Origin of the sequence: Collinsella ihumii (genome assembly GCF_030385545.1) — a bacterium.
In the GTDB taxonomy this organism is placed as follows: domain Bacteria; phylum Actinomycetota; class Coriobacteriia; order Coriobacteriales; family Coriobacteriaceae; genus Collinsella; species Collinsella ihumii.
Window position 1 is genome coordinate 152,060 of sequence record NZ_JAUEIQ010000007.1, and the last position, 17,438, is coordinate 169,497.

The window sequence follows — 17,438 nt, forward strand, 5'->3', positions numbered from 1 at the left end:
TTCCAACCCATCGGCGGCCTACACGGTCGCCGATGGGTTGGAACGAACCCGTCCCCAAATGACCCATCTCATGCTCGGGCAGCAGCCAGGCGAACACACCCACAAGCGCCATGAACCAGTAATACGTGGAAAAGCTCTGGATGTCAGCGACGTCGTACAACATATTTGCTGAAGTCCGCATAAAGAACGGCGGCATACCCATCAGAAGGGCGAACCATATGATGTAGCGGGCGTTTGATCGCATTGTATGCCTCCCCGGAAGCGTTCAGGCCGCCGAATCGAACGTCTCAATCATCTGTCTACACCATATGCGCGTCTGTAGACAGGTCGCATGAAACATGTTTACCACCTGTCTACAGACGCCGGCGACGCCGCGCTGATTTGACGGGGCGCGGCCGACGTGGGATTCTTACATAATCTGTAAGCTGACGGTAAAGAGCACCATGACCGACGAGATCTTGTCCCCGACATATGCGCCGATTCCATATACCGCTGCGGCGGCGCTCATCGCGTTCACCGTCGTCATGGTCGTGCGCACGCGCGCGGCGCGCGAGCGCGTCACGCCCGGCATGATCCTGTGGCCGCTCCCGTTTGCGAGTCTACTCGCCCTCATGGGCGTACTCTGCGTCAACGAACTCTGCTTATTTAGCGCCAAAACCCTCATCGTCTACTCCGTTGCCATGGAGATTCTGGGCGCCGCGACGCTCGCGCGAACGTTCGTCGCCCCGTGGCTCGAGCGCATCGGGGGCGGCGCGCACGGCATCCGCCTTCTGCGCGACCTCGTGCTGCTCGCCATCGCCGCCATCATCTCCGCCTGGTCGCTTGAGGCTGCATGGAACGAGCGCGCCGGCCAAGTCCCCGTCGCCTTCTTCGCGCTCTCGACGCTCGTCGTGTTTAGCCTGATGGTCGCGCTGTACTTCATCGGTCAGCGCTCGGGCGTGCTCGCGGTCATCCCCGTCGTCGCATGCGCGGGCTTCGGCGTGGCGCAGTACTTCATCCTCCAGTTCAAGTCGGCGGCGATCCTGCCGAGCGACCTGCTCGCCCTCGGAACCGCGGCCGCCGTGAGTGGCAACTACACCTACGAGATCAACACGGCCGTGGCCGAATCGCTCGTGGGCGCGGGCGCGGCGATCGCGCTGCTCTCGTTCATCTGGCCCGGTCGCCCTCGCACCGTGGTGCGCGGCGCCGCCGGCGTCGTCGGCAACCTGTGCGCCGGCGTCGCCGTCTTCGGCATCCTGGCGGGCGCGTTCTCCACCGTGAAGCTCGAGGAGGCCATGGGGTTCGAGTATGACCGCTGGTGGCCCATCGCGACCTACCAGACCTACGGGTTCCTCCCCTCGTTTATCGCCGTCGCCCAGGACCTTCCCATTCCCGAGCCCGAGGGCTACGACGACGAGACCGCGGCGGATATCCAGGCGGACCTTGTCGCCGCCTACGACGCGACCCTTGGCGCCACGCCCGAGCGCATCGCCGCCGAGCAGCAGTTCGCGCAGGTGCAACCCACCATCATCGCCGTCATGAACGAGAGCTTCTCGGACCTGTCCCTGTACCAGGGGCTGTTCGACGCCGGCTACACGGGGCCCGCGTTCTACAACTCGCTGGGCGACACCCTGCAGCGCGGCACGCTCATGACCTCGGTCAACGGCGGCGGCACAGCGAACAGCGAGTTCGAGTTTTTGACGGGCGACTCCATCGCGTTCATCGGCAACGGAAAGTACCCCTACCAGCTGTACAACCTGTCCGACATCGAGTGCCTGCCCCGGCAGCTCGAGGAGCTCGGCTACCGTGCGCGCGCCATGCACCCGCAGGCGCCCACCAACTGGAACCGCGCGCTGTCCTACAAGCAGATGGGCTTCGAGGAGTTCTACTCCATGGAGGATTTCGAGGGCGAGCCGCAGTATCACGCCGGCGTGACCGACCGCGCGACCTACGACAAGATCCTCGAGCTGCTTGCCGAAGACGACGGGCCGCAGTTCATCCTCGATATCACGATGCAGAACCACAGCGGCTACGACGCGGGCACCGTCCCCGCCGAAGAGCTCACGTCGTATGCGCCGGCCGGCGTGACGGACGGGGAGCTGCTCACTCAGCTCAACACGTACCTCACCTGCATCAACGCCTCCGACCGCGACCTCGCCTACTTCGTGGATCAGCTGCGCCAGCTCGACCGGCCCGTCGTGCTCGTGTTCTTCGGCGACCATCAGCCCAACATGACCACGTCGCTGAACGACGCACTCTATCCCGGCGAAGACGAGCTGACGCATCAATGGCGCCTGTTCCAGTCGACGTATTTCATCTGGGCGAACTACGATGTCGCCGGCAACGATCAGGTCAGCGCGCAGAGCGAGATCGGTGCCAGCGCGCTGGCGGCGCAGGCGCTGCACGCCATCGGCGCGCCCCTGACCGACTATCAGAAGGCGCTGCTCGCCAGCCGCTCGCAGATCGTCTCGCTGAGCGCCAACGGCTACCGCGGCGCCGACGGCGTCTGCTACACCCTCGACGCGGAAGGGCCGTACCGCAGCCTCGTGGACGACCTGCGCGCCGTGCAGTACCTGAACTTTGCGCGCAAGGTGAACTAGCCACCTTGGGAACACGGTGCCCGTCTACGTGTTCTCAAGCAAAATCGGAAATGAGCGCAATGCGCTCAAGAACGGTGTGCCCCCTTGTAGACGCGCCCTCTCAACCAAGCACATAGCTGGTGTCTACAGACATATTTGCTCGCTTGCCATAGCGTCTACATCGAATATCGAGGCCCATTTACATTTCGAATCTGCGGAGAGGGGCGACGATGATGGCATGGCTGCGAGTTGTACAGGCCCAAATACGCGTGACGGCACGCAACAAGCTGCTGCTGGTTCCCATAGTGCTCACCATCATGGCATTGCTGCTCCCCGTGGCGCTCGCACTTCCTACGGGGGGAGCCTATATCGCCGGACGCGACGCCGTTGAAACACAACAAACGTTTCTGAGCGAACAGCTCTCTTCCGGTGCTTACCGCACCGCTCCAGCCAAACTGGTGGAACTGAAGCAACAGGAGGTCTCCTACCTACAGGAAGCTTTAGCGCTCCCCATCGAGGACGCAGCGGGGTACTTTTCCGCTCTCGCCCGTCGCGCGCGCACCGTGGAGGAGGAGCACGAGCACGGTTACGTCCAGGGTGCGGAAAACGAGTTGTCCTTCGCCGCCAATGCTCTGCTGCTTGAGCGCATCGCGCTGCTTGGCGCACCTGAAGTTTACGACACTGCAGCAGACATGCCCGCCATCTACCTGTTGGCGTTCTCCATCGGGTCTACGCCTTACATCTTCTGGTACCTCGTCCCAGTCGCCGTGATGGCAATCGCGGGACGGCGCTTGGACAGACGCCTCGTCTCTCAAGGTCGCATGGGAATACGAGGCTCTGCCTGCGCAACTGGTCTTGCCGGTGCGCTCGTATCCCTCGCATGCCTCCTCATATGCCTGATCATACCGTTTGTTATCGCATCGATGCGAAACGGAATGGGCGATCCCAGCTATCCCGTCGTTCTCATACGCGACAACACACTCGTGTCCACCACAGTCGGCGTGCAGATAGCTGCATTTCTCGCTCTACAAACTGCAATCTACATCGCGCTGTGCTCCATAGCCGCAGCCGTCCTCATGTGCAAAGGCGGATCTGTCGCCGCTGCAATCATCATGACGCTATTGATCGCCGCGCCGTTGTTTGAATTGTATTACGCGCACGATGTCCCTTGGGCCCCTCTGCTCACGTCTCTGCTTCCCACCTACCTGAACTCAGCGAGCGTACTTGGCGGCGCCTCGTATCTCAACACCTCGGACATCGCTCTCGTGACGGGAGCTGGCGGTGCCCATGCAATCATAGTGCCACTCATGTGGGGAGCTGCGGCGCTCGGTTTCGCCAACACCGTGTCGATGATGCCTTCGCAACGACGATGGGGCTGGTGCTCAGGAATCGGCGATCGTGCCATATCCGGCACGAACATCACGTCGCCTACCAGGGTTTTTGACATCGTGTTCGATACAGTCGCATATCGTCGCAATCCGATTCTCAATAAAGCACATGTGCAGATACAACCTGGCGAGATCATAGGGCTCATCGCTCCTAACGGCGCCGGTAAGACAACTCTGCTCCAAGCCCTCAACGGCACAGGGCATGCAACCGTCCGCGGCAGCCTCCAGCTCGGCGGCTTTCCGCTTTGTGACCGATCCACCATGCGCACGACGGTCTTTCTCCTCAGCGATAGCGAGCTACTATTCCCAGCCCAAACCGTCCGGTTCCATCTCGAGCTCACCATCGCCCTTTGGGAAACTAGCAAAAACGCGCGTGAAGAAGCAGAGCGTTTCGACCTGGCCGAATACCTGAATACGCCCGTACACAAGCTGTCCCAGGGGAATCGGCAGTTGCTCTTACTCTGTATGGCCTGCACAAGCAATGCGTCGATCCTGCTGCTCGACGAGCCCATGAATGCGCTGGACCCGCTTCACGTCGAGCTCGTGTCCACCGCCCTACGTGAGCACGCCACACGCGGTGCAATCGTGGTTATCTCATCCCACATGCTGTGGGATCTGGAGACCCTCTGCGACCGGACGCTTTTCATCGCGGAGCAGCACGTCATCGAGATAGGAGGTGAGACCAGCGGGAGCGACATAAACCTGAACGATATTTATCGACGCATCTATCAACATGCAACATGATGGGAGATCAAACATGAAGAAGAATGCAAGCAGGCTTCGCAGCACCCTAGCGACCATTATCGCTTTGACTGCCGTATGCTCCGCCACCATATCCCCCATTGCCGCCGCGTGCGCAGCAGAGCTCAACGCGCCCGCAGCCCAAGAAGAGACTATTTCCCCCCGAGCCATGAATGCCCAGGTCGTCGACACCTATATGTCATTTTCGACAGCAAACGACCCTTCAGAAAACATCGATAGGTATAATGAGACATATAAGCTAATTTATTTTCAAAACTCTTATGCACTCACTGGGACCCAGATAATTTACACATCTCTTGGAATAAGTCCAAACAACCCATTTGTGGTTGGATTCGAGACCAAGTATCGTTGCATCTATGACACCTGGTAAGTGCGCTCTCAATACGCTACGTCATCTCAGGGCCTGGCATTAACCGAAGAGGAGGTGTGCCTATCATGGGCGCACCTCCTTCTTGCACCCCTGCATGAATCGCCCAATGAGCAGCTTTCTGCCCTACGCCAGCATGACCACGCTGGCACTATTCGCCTGGCTTCATTGGCCCTCATAGGATGAGACAGTCATGGTCATCTATAGCCGCATGGAAATGACTCATCATATGCTCTGCTCACGCAGGCGGAAAGCCGCATCCACAAGCGCCACCTTAAGATCGCGGGAGGTATGGACATCGAAGTATCGAAACGCCTGATGGCGCGCATCATTTACCGTGCCAGGCGCACAGTTGAGCTCCTGGCAGATTTCTCTTCGAGACAAGCCGCTCGCAATGCCCACAGCGACATCCGCGTACAACGGGGTAAATCCACACCCCATGAGCACACCTTTCATGCGGCCCTTGAGCTGCGCGTCACGCATCGGTAGCTCATCAAGACGCGCGGCGCGACCACGCACACGCATGATGACTGCGGCCGACGCCGCCATCGCTCCCGCAGCCAGCGCGTCGATCACACCCGCCGCGACCCCATGCGCCGATGCCTGGGGAGCCGCCTGTAGGAGCAGCGCGATGCCGCTTCCCCAGCTCTGCGTACCCACAAGCGCAACCGATGTCATGAGACCTGCAAGCCCTCCGATGAGCACGCACAGCGCCTCTTCTAACGACTCCCCGCGCGCCGTATGCCTCGCCATCACAACCAGAACGCCAACGAACAATATGCACGAAAGCATAGACAACATGGTGCCGAGCGCAAACGGATCAGTCCGGCTCGTGTCCCATGTGACAATGAGCCGCCACAGTGACCTGAAGCCGCACGCCCCCACCAACAGATAGGCCACACGCCCCACAGCCCCCATGCGACGCATCGCGACAAACAACCTCCGCATGGCCATTCGGTCTTCTTGCCAAATCATAGAGGCAAGCGTTGCTGCACAGGCAACCGACAGCGCGCATGTCACCGTATCCATCACAATACCCCATGCGTTTCCCGATGCACAAAGGAATGCCACGAAAACCAGGGCAACGTATCCAGCGATTACAATTCGCAGCCAGGTTGCATTTTTCTCGCTCGGACCAGCGCCCTCCCCTTCAGACAGAAGAATGAACGCGTGCAGCACGGCGAGTACCATAACAAGGATGACCAACGAGAACATGGCGATCAGATCAAACGGCACGACATCAACCTGCGTGCCGGATGATAAGAATACGAGAAGCGGCCACAGCGCAATCACTGCTGCTGGGATCACCAAAAGCAGAACGGTCGAACGCCGTGCTGTCGCGCAACGCCCCCTGTCCGCGCTCCCATTCGTCCTTTCGCGGGAAGCACGGCCACCGAAGGCTCCTCGACCATCCGAAGCCTGATTCCTTATCTCATCGATCGAGCCCATTCCAAGTTTCGCCAGCGCCCGCTCTTGGTAGGTCCTCACCGTCGAAGCGGAGATCCCCAGAGCTCGCGCCGTCTCAGCAGATGTGTCACCTGCCATCCGGTGCCTCAACGTCTCGCATTCGCGCTCGCTGAGGCCTCGTTCCCTCCAAGACTCCACCTGCGCGGCGATGTGCGGATCGTCCTCGCAGGTATCGCCCGCCCGCGACGCGTCCGAAGCAGCCGTGTCCCCTGTCCTCGTCGCTCCGCCAGCTTGTCGCGCGACCATCTGACGTATGGCGCAACAGGCGAACACGATAAGGTTGACGGCCATCAAACCGACACCGAGAGCATCGAGCCGTCCGCGCGTCACTCCGTAAGCGGCAGACGAGATGCATATCGACGCCTGGCATCCCGTGAAGAGCCCGAGGCAGGCCAGCCGCCGTGCGCGCCAAGGCCCCACGCGAAGCAGGCACACCGCAAGCGGGATCGCCACCAGCAGCGCAAGACCGACAGGCGCCGCCGCGGGAGCGGTGGTATCGGTGCCGGTCGAAAGACGGACGACGTCAGCCAGCGAGACCGAAACGGGCATCTGGTCGATCACGAGTGTCCCGAAGCCCATCTCACGCCATAGCGCATCAAGCAGGTCGGGGAGCAACCTGTGAGCATCTGCCGCGCCCATCGTCAACAGGGCCACCGAAGCCGCGCTACCGCACAAAACCGCCGCCGCGAGCGGGGCGCGTCGACGACCGGGGGCGCGCCCGCCGCGGCCGAGCAGCAGGATGCAGAACTGAAGCGGCGCCACGATGGTCAGCGCCAGCACCGCGCCGCAGGCAACGACAGCGCCCGAGCCGTGCGCGTCCACGTTCCACAGCGCAATCAGAGCGACCGCCATGAGCAGCGCCGCCACCGCACTACCCCATGTGGGACGCACCCGGCGCGACAGGGCAAGGGCCGCCGCGACCAGCGCGGCGAGCACATCGACACCCGACAAGACGAGCATGCCGAGCAGCAGGCAGCCGGAGCCAAACGGCGCACAGGCAAGCAGGGCCGCACCCTTCACCCAGCACAGCGAGGCAATCGAAACAAGAACGGTCAACATCGTCACCACCCTCTCCCTTGCGGTCAACTCGCGGATTCATCGGCTCGTCGCGGTAGGATTCCGCGGATCTGGGCCGCAGTCCGCGCGACGACGGCATGATCGCCCGGCATCGCGCCCCGAGACGTGACGCCGACCACCAGCTCGTCGTTTTCGCACAGCGCGGGAAAGAAGAACGTGCATTCATCGGGTGCATCCGCCACGGAAACCGGTATTCCGAGACGGCGGCAGCGCTCGCCGATTGAGCGATTGACCGACCGGTCATCGGTCGCCGCGACCACCAGCGCGCGGCCGTCCTCGTCGTCCGCCTCGTACGGGCGTCGGCGCACCTGGATCCCCGCACATGGGCTCACGCTCTCCCCGGCGCGCGGGTCGATGACGGTCACCCGGGCGCCGAAGCGTGCGAGCGCCTCCGCGCGGCGTCTTCCCACCTCGCCCGCGCCGACGACGAGGCAATCGGCATCGACGAGGGAAACGAACAGGGGGAAGCGGCCGCGCGCGGCGGCCTCCGCCTGAGAGGCTGCACTCACTCGCCGCGCCCTCGCGGGCGCTTCCCGCATATGCGCGACCGCCAGCCGGCAGAGCTCGGGCCACGCGCCGATGCCCTCGTGGGCCACTGACACTGCATATCCCGCCTGCTCGAAGCGAGCTCGCCAGGTGCCCTCGATATCGCGCTCGACGTGTCCCGCCGCCGTGAGCATAAGCGGCACAAGGCGCACCTCGTGAGGCAGCGGGTCCTCGGCACCCAGCTGGGCGGCGATGTCCTCCATGGACGGCTCGCCCCGAAGCAAGCCGATGACGATATCGTCGCGCCCGCGCACGCGCAGCGCATATCCGAGGGCAAGGTAGGCGAGCTGACCCGCCCCTTCCGCCCCATGCCCCACCAGGACATATGACGCGCCATCTCTGCGAGGCAGGCGCTCCTCGAAAACGCGGGCCACCGCCTCGACATCTGCCGCCGTCTCCATCAACGGGCGTGAGAGGCGCACCTCGTCGAACAGCGGCGCCTTCTCGTCCACCGCCTCCCGCACGCTCCGGTATGCGCGCCCGTCGACCAGATGCGCGTCGGCAACGACCGCACGGCGCACGCCGCACGCCCATAGCTGTTCGAGCGCTTCGGCCACATCGGGCACCCGCTCGCCGCGCGCTTCGAGGCGTGCGCGGGCCTTCGCGCTGGTATATGCCATGACACACGGGGCCTCGGCGCCCTTCTCGGCCCGAAACGCGCCCTCGAGCGCGCGCACCATCGCATCGACGCTGCGCCCGCGCGCGCCGGTACGCGACGTGCCGTACACCGCGATCACAAGACCCCAGCGATCCATGACGCACCCCATTCCTTGTCCCGTCTTGTGACCACGATACCCCATTGTGCACCGGAGATGCATTGACCAAAAGGAGCACGAGCCCCGCGGGACGACGCAGGCGGCCCATCCACGGTACGCATATGGCACGCCGCTCCATCGACGGTACGCTATAGGCACGTTTTTCGCTCGAAAGCGTGCCTATAGCGTACCGTGGATGGGCCGACGTGCCATACGCGTACCGTCGATCCGAGCAAAGCTGCGGGAGGGGCGAATTGGCCTGCGGTTCCCGAGAGGCGTACACTTGAATCATCAACACGAGAGGAGCGCCATGGAGAACACGACGGCATCGCCGGACGGTCGCGCCCGGTTCGAGCGCGTGGAAACGCCGGAGCAGACGCGCGCGCTCGCCGAGCTCGCCGGCACCATCTGGCGGGAATACTGGCCGACATATCTGGGCGAGGCCCAAACCGAGTACATGATCGAGCAGTTCCAGAGCCTGCCCGCTATCACGCGCGACATGGCCGAGCACGCCTACGAATACTGGCTCGTTCGCGCGGCAGACGACAACCGTATCGTCGGCTACACGGGAGGGCATGTCGAGGCGGAAACCAACCGGTTCTTCATAAGCAAGATCTACCTGCTTGCCCCCGAGCGCGGCAAGCACTTCGCGAGCGCGGTCATCGCGTTTTACGAGGACCTGTGCCGGACGCGCGGGCTGCGCGCCATGTACCTCACGGTCAACAAGGGCAACGAGCTCGGCATCCGCGCGTACGAGGGCAAGGGATTCGCGACCATCGACGCCGTCGAGACCGATATCGGCGAGGGCTATATCATGGACGACTACATCATGGAGAAGCGTATCTCGTAGCGCATGGGACCGCCTGCGACGGCCAGGGACCGATCGCATAAGTTAAGGGACGCTAAGGAAATCGTAAGGGGACAGACGGGTAAAGGGCGAGCAACTGCCCTTCCCCTTGAATCGAGGATCCATGCACCGTCTCGCCCGTATCGCGCTTCTCATCACCGCCGCCCTGGCGCTGCTCATACCGACCGCAGCGCAGGCAGGGCAATCGTCAGCGATAGCCAAGATCGTCGACCCCAACACATCGGACGCATGGAGCGCGCTGTTCGAGGCGGGCGACGACGGCCTGTCGTTCTCCTCCGAGCAGGCCGGAAGGATCTGGGTCGACAAGACCGTATACGGATCGACCGACGAGGCGAACGCATCCGGCGTCCCCGCCCGGCTCGACGACGAGGCGCGCGGGTTTCTGGTCAGCCTCTCGGCGCTCTCCTCGGCGGTGTCGGTCCGACACGAGAACGATCTGGCCCACGACGTGGTGTTCGTCGTGAGCACCAACGGCATGCTCGCCGACATGACCTACGGCGGACGCCCGCAGGGGGCCTACCTCGCCGACGCGCTCAACGTGGCGATCGCCCGCCTCATGGCGGAGAACGAGGGCGCGGCGGTGCCCACGCGCATCGCCGTCGTGGGATATTCCGCCGATGTCGCCACGCTCATGCCGCTCGACACCTACACGCCCGACAGCGACGGCCGCTACGTGTCGTTCGCACCGCGCGGTGCGGCGACGACGCCCGCGCTTCTGGTCAACGCCCGCGCGGACCATGGGTCCCGCACGACATCGATGCAGCTGCGCAGCGGATCCTACCTCCAGCGGGCGGTCCGCGTCGCAGGCGACTTGCTCGTTCAGGCGGCAGGCGACGCGCAGGCAGCCGAACGGAAGCCCGAGCTCGTCCTCATGGGCGTGCAGACGCCGCCGATGGCCCATGTCGACCTGGCTGATCCTCCCTCCTACACCGGCGACACGACCGGCTTTCTGGGCCCGCTGCCCAACACGCGCGAGAACGGTTACGGCACCGACGCGATGATGGCCACGCTGCTCACCGTGCGCGCGCAGCGGCGGCGCATCGAGGACGCTTGGAAGCCGACGGGGCGAGACCTCGCGCTGTACACGACGGGGCTCGACGCCACCGCGACCGTCGAATACCTGCTGCAGACGGCCGAGGCGCAGCGAACCGCCTCCCTCCCCGGATCGGGAGCCGCCACGAGCGTCGACCTCGCGCGCAACATGGCCCAAGCCGCCCGCGCCTACGCGGACGCCGCAGCGCGCGGGGATGCAACCGTATCGCTCGACCTCTTCGGCTCGAGCGCCTCGGGCCTCGTCGCAAAAACCGTGGACCTGCCGTGCCTCCCCGATCTGCTCGACAGCGCGGACGGCTACGCCCTGAGCAGCGTCGACGAGTTCTTCTCCGCCCACAGCGCGTCCGCCATCTCCTGGGCGTTCAACTCCGCCATCAACCGCATGCTGGACATCGAGTACACCTCGCCCTCCCCTGCGGACACCGCCGGTGCGCGATGGGGAGAAAGCCGCCTGACCGTAGAGGACCGCATCGGCGCCGGCATGAACATCTCGTCCATGAAGGGCATCGTGTACGGAACGCACCTGCTCGACGGCGCGCTTGCCGCACAGGCGGTCACGATCAGCATGAGCGACCCGTGGGACATCGAGGCCACGCACGAGTACGCCTACCTTGTCGATACGGTCAACGAGCGCTACGACCTGGGGTACGACGCCTACAACCTCTTCTTCGACGCGTTCTCCGACGGCCAGTTCGCCTATCGCGGTACCGGGGACTTCTCGAACCGCGCGTCGTGGTACGTCGACGCCGAGCACCATATGGTCGCGCACGGCAGCGTGCCCTACACGTTCGCCACGACCGCCGAGGTCAATGCCGTACAGCAGGGAGATTGGGCGGATGCGGCTCCTGCCGACGTCAAAAGCCGCATCGAGGCCGCGCGCGACGCCGGCGCGACCGCCGTATGCGAGACGTGGTTTTTCATCGGCAACCTCCCGAACCAGTACACCGGCGGCGACATCGCGCTCTACGACGTCATCGTCATGGTGGAGACCGACCTGGAGACCGGCCGCCAGACGGTGCTCGCCTCCCTTCCCACCGACGCACTGCCGGCACGGCGCGCGAGCGTGACCGTGCATGCCGACGGCAAGGCGACCATGGCGCTCGAGGACCCGCAGGAAACCTACCCGATCCGCCTTGTCTACGAGGTGGCACCCACCGAGCACCTGAACGGCCTGCTCGACCGCATCGACGCGGGCGAAACCGTATCCGACGACGAGCTCTCCGAGACTCTGGGCGAGCGGCCGCAGCACTCCGGCGGCGGCTCGAGGCTGGTCTACGCGGGCTCGTTCTCCCTGGAAGACAGCCCTGAGCATGCAGCGGCCGGCTGCACCGCCGCAGCATACGTCGCGCCCACCAATGCGTACTACGCCCTCACCGAGCCCACGCCCCTGTTCGCCCTGGCACCGAGCGCATCTGCAGACGGCGGCGACCTGCCGCAGCCAGACGACCTCATCCCCCTCACCTCCCAGCCCGAGGCGGGAGCGACGTATTACTTCATGCGCACGGTCTACAGCGCATCCCATATCGACCCTGACGGGGAGGCTGAGGCCACCGTCGAGCAGCGCGTCATCCCCTACGTCGCGATCGCGGCTGCCGAAGACGGCACCGCCCCCTATTTCACGGACGACGACGGCCAGGTCTGCGTCGCCGCCGGAACGCCCCGGTTCCGTGCCGCCGAGACCATCGGGCCGAGCGACAAGGCGCCCAATCTCACCGGGTCCGCCCCGTACGTGACAAAGCTCACCGTGCAGGCCCACGAAGGCGGCCAGACGCGGCTAGCGGCGCAGATGGGTAATAACGGCGCCCTTGCCCTACCTTCCGCCCAGGGTTCCGGCAATCTCACGGTCGAGGTGCACGTGCGCTCCGTGGGTTCATCGGACGATGACGGCCAGGGCGCGTGCAGATTCCGCATCACGTTCACGACCGAAGCTGGCGCGGCGCTTGCGGGCCCCGTGGTCTGCACCGACCCCGTCACGCACGATCCGCAGATCACGCCGCTCGACAACGGCTCGTTCGATCTGACGCTGACGGACGGGGCCAGCGCCACGGTCGCGGACCTCCCCGCGGGCACCGGGTATCGCATCGAGGAGCTGCCCGCAAAGGACGGTTCGACCTGGAAGTGCTCGCACGCCACGACCGTGGGCGCGCAGAGCCCCACGCAGGCGACCGGAACCGTCGCGGAGGGGACCGTCGTCCAGGACCAGACGGTCGTCAGCTTCACGAACGTCCCCACCTCGGGGCGCATCGAGATCTCCAAATCGGTCACCGGCAACGACGGCGACACGACCCGCGCGTTCCCCTTCCTGGTGAGACTGGCGCGCGAAGACGGCCTCCCCCTTCCCTCATCGGTCCTCTATGAGCTCGACGGATGGACCCGGGCATCGGGTATCGCCGCGGTCGCGGACGACGGCAGCGTGACGCAGGAGGACGGATCGCCGTTCGCGCTGGCGGACCGGCAGCGCCTCACGCTGTCCGGCATTCCGCTCGGCATCGCCTACGCCGTCGAGGAGACCGACCCGGCCGGCCACACGGTCCATATCGATAAGACGAGCTCCGCGACGGACGAAGAAGATGCCAGCGACGACTCGGCATCGGGCCTCATCGAGCACGACGGGCAGCACGACGTGCTGGCCTTCACCAACGAGCGCTGGGCGTACGGCTCGCTTGAAGTCGCCAAGCACACCGTGGGCGGCGAGGCGGGGCGCGCCTTCGCCTTCACCGCGATGTTGACCGATGCCGCGGGCGCACCGCTCCAGGGCACGGTCTCCTACCGCATCGAGGGCGCTGGCGAGGGCGAAAGCCGTACCGCAGAGCTGCAGGGAGGCACCTTCTTCTTTGAGCTCGCGGACGGCCAGACCCTCGTCGCCGACGACATCCCGCAGGGGACGGCGTATCGCGTCGCGGAGCAGGACTACGCAGAGGAAGGCTATCTCGCCCTGCAGTCCGGCGCGACGGGGGCCATCGGCGACGAGCCCGCTCGGGCGACCTTCGCCAACATCAATGCCACCGGCGCGCTCGGCATCGCGGAGGTCGGCGCCGGCAACGCGCTCGAGACGGGCAGATCGTTCTCGTTCGCCGTCACGCTGAAAAACCTGTTCGCCGCCAAACCGGCACAGGACACCGAGGTCGTCTTGCAGTCCACGCGCTACGTCTCCTCCCGGGACGCTGTCGAGGAGCCCTTGCGATTCGAGCGCGTCTCGGGCACCGATGACGGGCGGGCCGTCGTCGAGAACGTCGCGCATGGAACGGGCGTCGTGATCGAGGGCCTTGCCCCGAACATGGCGTTTTCCGTCGAGGAACTCGACGCCCGCGTCCTCGAGGACGCGGGATACCGCATCTACCTGGGGAGCCGACCGGATATCGAGAGCGGCGCCCAGCAAAACCCCTATGAGGGGACGCTCGCGAGCGGCGGGGTCACGCCGGTTTTCGCCGTCAACGTCCGCGACCTGTACGGAGCCCTTGCCGTCTCGAACAGCATCGAGGGACAGGCGGCGCTCGACGATGCGCAGGCGGGCAAGCGCTTCCTCTACACCGTCCACGCCCTGACGGCCACCGGCGCGCCCGCGACCGGCGCCTACGCATGGCGTGCGGAGGGCGCCGCCGAACCCGCCGACGGCTCGAGGGGGACCATGCCCGATGGAAGCCCCGCCCTCGTGTTCGATAACGGGTACGCCGCGTTCGAGATTGCGGGCAGCGGGACCATGCAGATCTCGGCCCTGCCCGCCGGGGGCTCGGTCGCCGTCGCGCAGCGCGACGAGGCCGACTTCGGATACACCACCTCGCCCGCCTTGGAGCAGACGGCGGCCCTCGACCCAAACGGCACCGCGACGCTCTCCTTCACCAACGTCAAGGAGTACGAGGCCTGCGCGGCCTCCGTTCCCGCCTCCTCCACCCTGTTCGGGCGCGCGCAACAAGACGGGGAGTTTACCTACCGGCTCTTTGACGAACAGGGAGACCCCGTGACCGTCGACGGCGAGCCGGCATCCGCGTCCAGCGCCGCCTCACCGGACGGTGTCGCCTCCGCCCTCGCGTTTCCGCAGCTCACCTATAGGGAACCGGGAACCTACTCCTATTCGGTGCGGCAGGCCGTCCCAGCAGATCCCGAGCCCGGCGTAGCATACGACGAGCGGGCGTTCGACGTGCGCGTCGACGTCACCGCCAACAGCAAGGGCGCGCTGTCGGCTCGCGTGACCACATCGCATGAGGGCGAGCCGATGGCGGCGGCATTCGAGAACCGCTATCGCACGGCAAGCGAGTCGGCCCCCATCGAAGGGACCAAGACCCTCGACGGCAAGGCCCCCGCCGCAGGCGCCTTCGCCTTCACCCTGCAGGAAGTCGATGCGAACGGAGAGGAGATCGGACCTGCGCTCACCTCGTACAACGACGAGGAAGGGGGCATCGTGTTTGGACCTTTCGAGCTGAGCGCCCCCGTCGGCAGCTCGGTGCACCGGACGTTCATCGTTCGCGAGAATATCCCTGAGAACCCGGAGCAAGGCATCGTCTACGACACGCGCGTCTACCGAGCAGAGCTCACCGGCGAGTCGGCAGACGACGGCACGCTCGACGTCCATGCGGCATACGCCGTTCGCGACGGCGGCGCGGGGGACGGCCCGTGGCTGCCCTGCTCGGGCATCGTGTTCGAGAACAGCACCACTCACGAGCCGGAGACCCCTGACACGCCGATCGACCCCGACACGCCGGTGTCACCGGATGCGCCCGACACGCCGGACTCCCCTGACGAGCCGGACAGCCCGGAGTCTCCCGATACGCCCGAATCGCCCGGTTCTCCGAGCACGCCGGACACGCCCGACGGACCAAGCACGCCGGACACGCCCGACGGACCAAGCACGCCGGAATCCCCAGAAGAGCCCGTGACACCGGAATCGCCCGACTCCCCCAGCTCCCCCGACACGCCGCCTGCCCCGACAACACCTGCGGACCCCGAGACGCCGACCGGGTCCGACACCCCGCCTGAGGCCAACGGCCCAGATGAGCTCGCAAAGACCTCGGACCCTGTGTCTCCCTTGCATTTCATCTTGCTCATCACGGGCGGCATCGTTCTTATCGCCTGCGGGTCCCTCGTTCTGATCCGACACCGCCGTCACTCGGGTCGCTAGGCTCAGCCCCCTGTTCATTCATGAACGAACAGGGGGCTTTTTGACGTTTCCGCAGGATTCTTTTATTTAACCCACCTTCTCATTCATGAATGAACGAGTCGGATGGATCGGCCGCACCCATTTCAGGCGCCGCCCCCTCCGCCGAAGAACAGCGCGTGGGCATCGCCGGCGTCGCGGCGTCCGAAGAACTCCCGGACCAAAGCGAGGCGCTCGACGGTCGAGGCGGCGAGCGGGGCCGGCAGCGCATCGGGCGCAAACCAACCGACCTCCAGGCTCTCCTCATCGCCCACGCGCGGCTCGGCATGCTTCTCGTCGACCGGTCGGCACACGAATAGCAGGTCGAGATACATCGTGTTGTCGCCGTTGGCGTACGTGATCACTCGGCTCGAAGCCTTGACGCTTGCGAGTTCCTCCGCCACGACTGCCACGCCCGTCTCCTCGAGGACCTCGCGAACCGCCGTCGTCGCCGGCTCCTCGCCGGGCTCGTTGATGCCGTAGACGAGCGCCCACTCGCCCGTGTCGGCACGGCGGCCCATCAGGATGCGCCCGCGACCGTCCTCGACATACGCCGTGATGCCGATGAGCCACAGCAGGTCATGGCCGATCTTCTTGCGCAGCTGGACGATGAAATCGGGTGTGGGCATGACGGCTCCTCGCGATCGACAATGGGTACAACCCCATTGTATGCATCCACCTCGAAAGGAGAAGCTATGCCCGTCATCCGCGTCAATGCCTCGACCCCTATCCCCCGCGACAAGCAGGTTGAACTCAAGCAGGCGTTCGGCCAGGCAATCGCTGCGGTTCCCGGAAAGTCCGAACAGTGGCTCATGTGCCAGTTCGAGGAAAACGTTCCCACTTTCTTTGCCGGAGACGACTCTGAGCCCGCCGCCTATATCGAGGTGAGCGTCTTCGCCCGCGGCGAGGTTCCGACGACCGCATGGGAGCAGCTGACCGAGCAGATCACGCCCGTCGTATCGCGCACCCTCGGCATCGATCCGACGCGCATCTACATCAACTACAGCGCGAGCGCGAACTTCGGATGGAACGGCATGAATTTCTAGGAAGGCGCTGATCGTTTATTTTCGCAGCGGGTGCCCGCCACGGGGCCAATCCGGCGCGAAATGGATTGATCGGCGTTTCCCTGGTGCAACACCCCAGTTTGGAGCGCCTCGCCCTCTGGCCTTGGCGACCGTCCGGTCCGGCGCTCCGAACCCTGGAAATACCCCGGCAAACAGGGATGCTGATGGGGCATACTCAGTACGAGCAGAAGGATTAAAGCCCTCCTGCGGGTTAAGTTGTTGGTGGGTAGCACCCACGCGGAACAACCGCCTCCGCATAAGGCGGTTGTTCCTTTTTAGGCATCACCCACCGAGAGTTATTTGATCACCAAAATCAAGATGATCACGAACGCAACGAACGTTGCAACAGTGCCGGCCGCCGCAAACGGCCCCGTCCCAAAACGTACCACCCGCGCGCTTCTG

At 64.7% G+C, this 17,438-nt stretch carries 9 protein-coding genes; 6 read left to right on the top strand and 3 right to left on the bottom strand.

The window, feature by feature from the left end; genetic code table 11:
* Positions 1 to 443 precede the first annotated feature (443 nt).
* From QVN30_RS08165 to QVN30_RS08175, 3 genes are all read left to right on the top strand, one after another.
* Positions 444 to 2,579, top strand: coding sequence for an LTA synthase family protein (locus tag QVN30_RS08165; RefSeq protein ID WP_204588231.1), 2,136 nt, complete (start codon positions 444 to 446; stop codon positions 2,577 to 2,579).
* A gap of 209 nt (positions 2,580 to 2,788) precedes the next feature.
* Entirely contained in the window at positions 2,789 to 4,690 is a 1,902-nt protein-coding gene (locus QVN30_RS08170) for an ATP-binding cassette domain-containing protein (protein WP_087200713.1), read from the top strand.
* Between the two features lie 13 nt (positions 4,691 to 4,703).
* On the top strand, positions 4,704 to 5,078 hold the full coding sequence (locus QVN30_RS08175) for a hypothetical protein (RefSeq protein WP_143753798.1): 375 nt from the start codon (positions 4,704 to 4,706) through the stop codon (positions 5,076 to 5,078).
* A 222-nt stretch (positions 5,079 to 5,300) separates the two neighbouring features.
* Here QVN30_RS08175 and QVN30_RS08180 read toward each other — a convergent pair whose 3' ends face one another.
* Positions 5,301 to 7,601, bottom strand: a complete 2,301-nt coding sequence (locus QVN30_RS08180; protein ID WP_204541040.1) for a helix-turn-helix transcriptional regulator — start codon at positions 7,599 to 7,601, stop codon at positions 5,301 to 5,303.
* A 23-nt stretch (positions 7,602 to 7,624) separates the two neighbouring features.
* Complete coding sequence (locus tag QVN30_RS08185; protein ID WP_158095707.1) at positions 7,625 to 8,920, bottom strand: sirohydrochlorin cobaltochelatase; 1,296 nt, start codon at positions 8,918 to 8,920, stop codon at positions 7,625 to 7,627.
* Between the two features lie 310 nt (positions 8,921 to 9,230).
* Between QVN30_RS08185 and QVN30_RS08190 the strand changes: the two genes are divergently transcribed.
* Together QVN30_RS08190 and QVN30_RS08195 are read left to right on the top strand one after the other, a co-directional pair.
* Positions 9,231 to 9,770, top strand: a complete 540-nt coding sequence (locus QVN30_RS08190) for a GNAT family N-acetyltransferase (protein ID WP_087200716.1) — start codon at positions 9,231 to 9,233, stop codon at positions 9,768 to 9,770.
* A 121-nt stretch (positions 9,771 to 9,891) separates the two neighbouring features.
* The gene (locus tag QVN30_RS08195; protein WP_289836028.1) at positions 9,892 to 15,957 is read left to right on the top strand and encodes a DUF7601 domain-containing protein; all 6,066 of its coding nucleotides are present in this window, start codon (positions 9,892 to 9,894) and stop codon (positions 15,955 to 15,957) included.
* A 122-nt stretch (positions 15,958 to 16,079) separates the two neighbouring features.
* Here QVN30_RS08195 and QVN30_RS08200 read toward each other — a convergent pair whose 3' ends face one another.
* Positions 16,080 to 16,601, bottom strand: a complete 522-nt coding sequence (locus tag QVN30_RS08200) for an NUDIX hydrolase (protein ID WP_204571506.1) — start codon at positions 16,599 to 16,601, stop codon at positions 16,080 to 16,082.
* Positions 16,602 to 16,667: 66 nt separating this feature from the next.
* Here QVN30_RS08200 and QVN30_RS08205 point away from each other — a divergent pair, with 66 nt between their 5' ends.
* Positions 16,668 to 17,018: a phenylpyruvate tautomerase MIF-related protein gene (locus tag QVN30_RS08205; protein ID WP_204541025.1), complete on the top strand. Its 351-nt coding sequence runs from the start codon at positions 16,668 to 16,670 to the stop codon at positions 17,016 to 17,018.
* Positions 17,019 to 17,438: the final 420 nt, after the last annotated feature.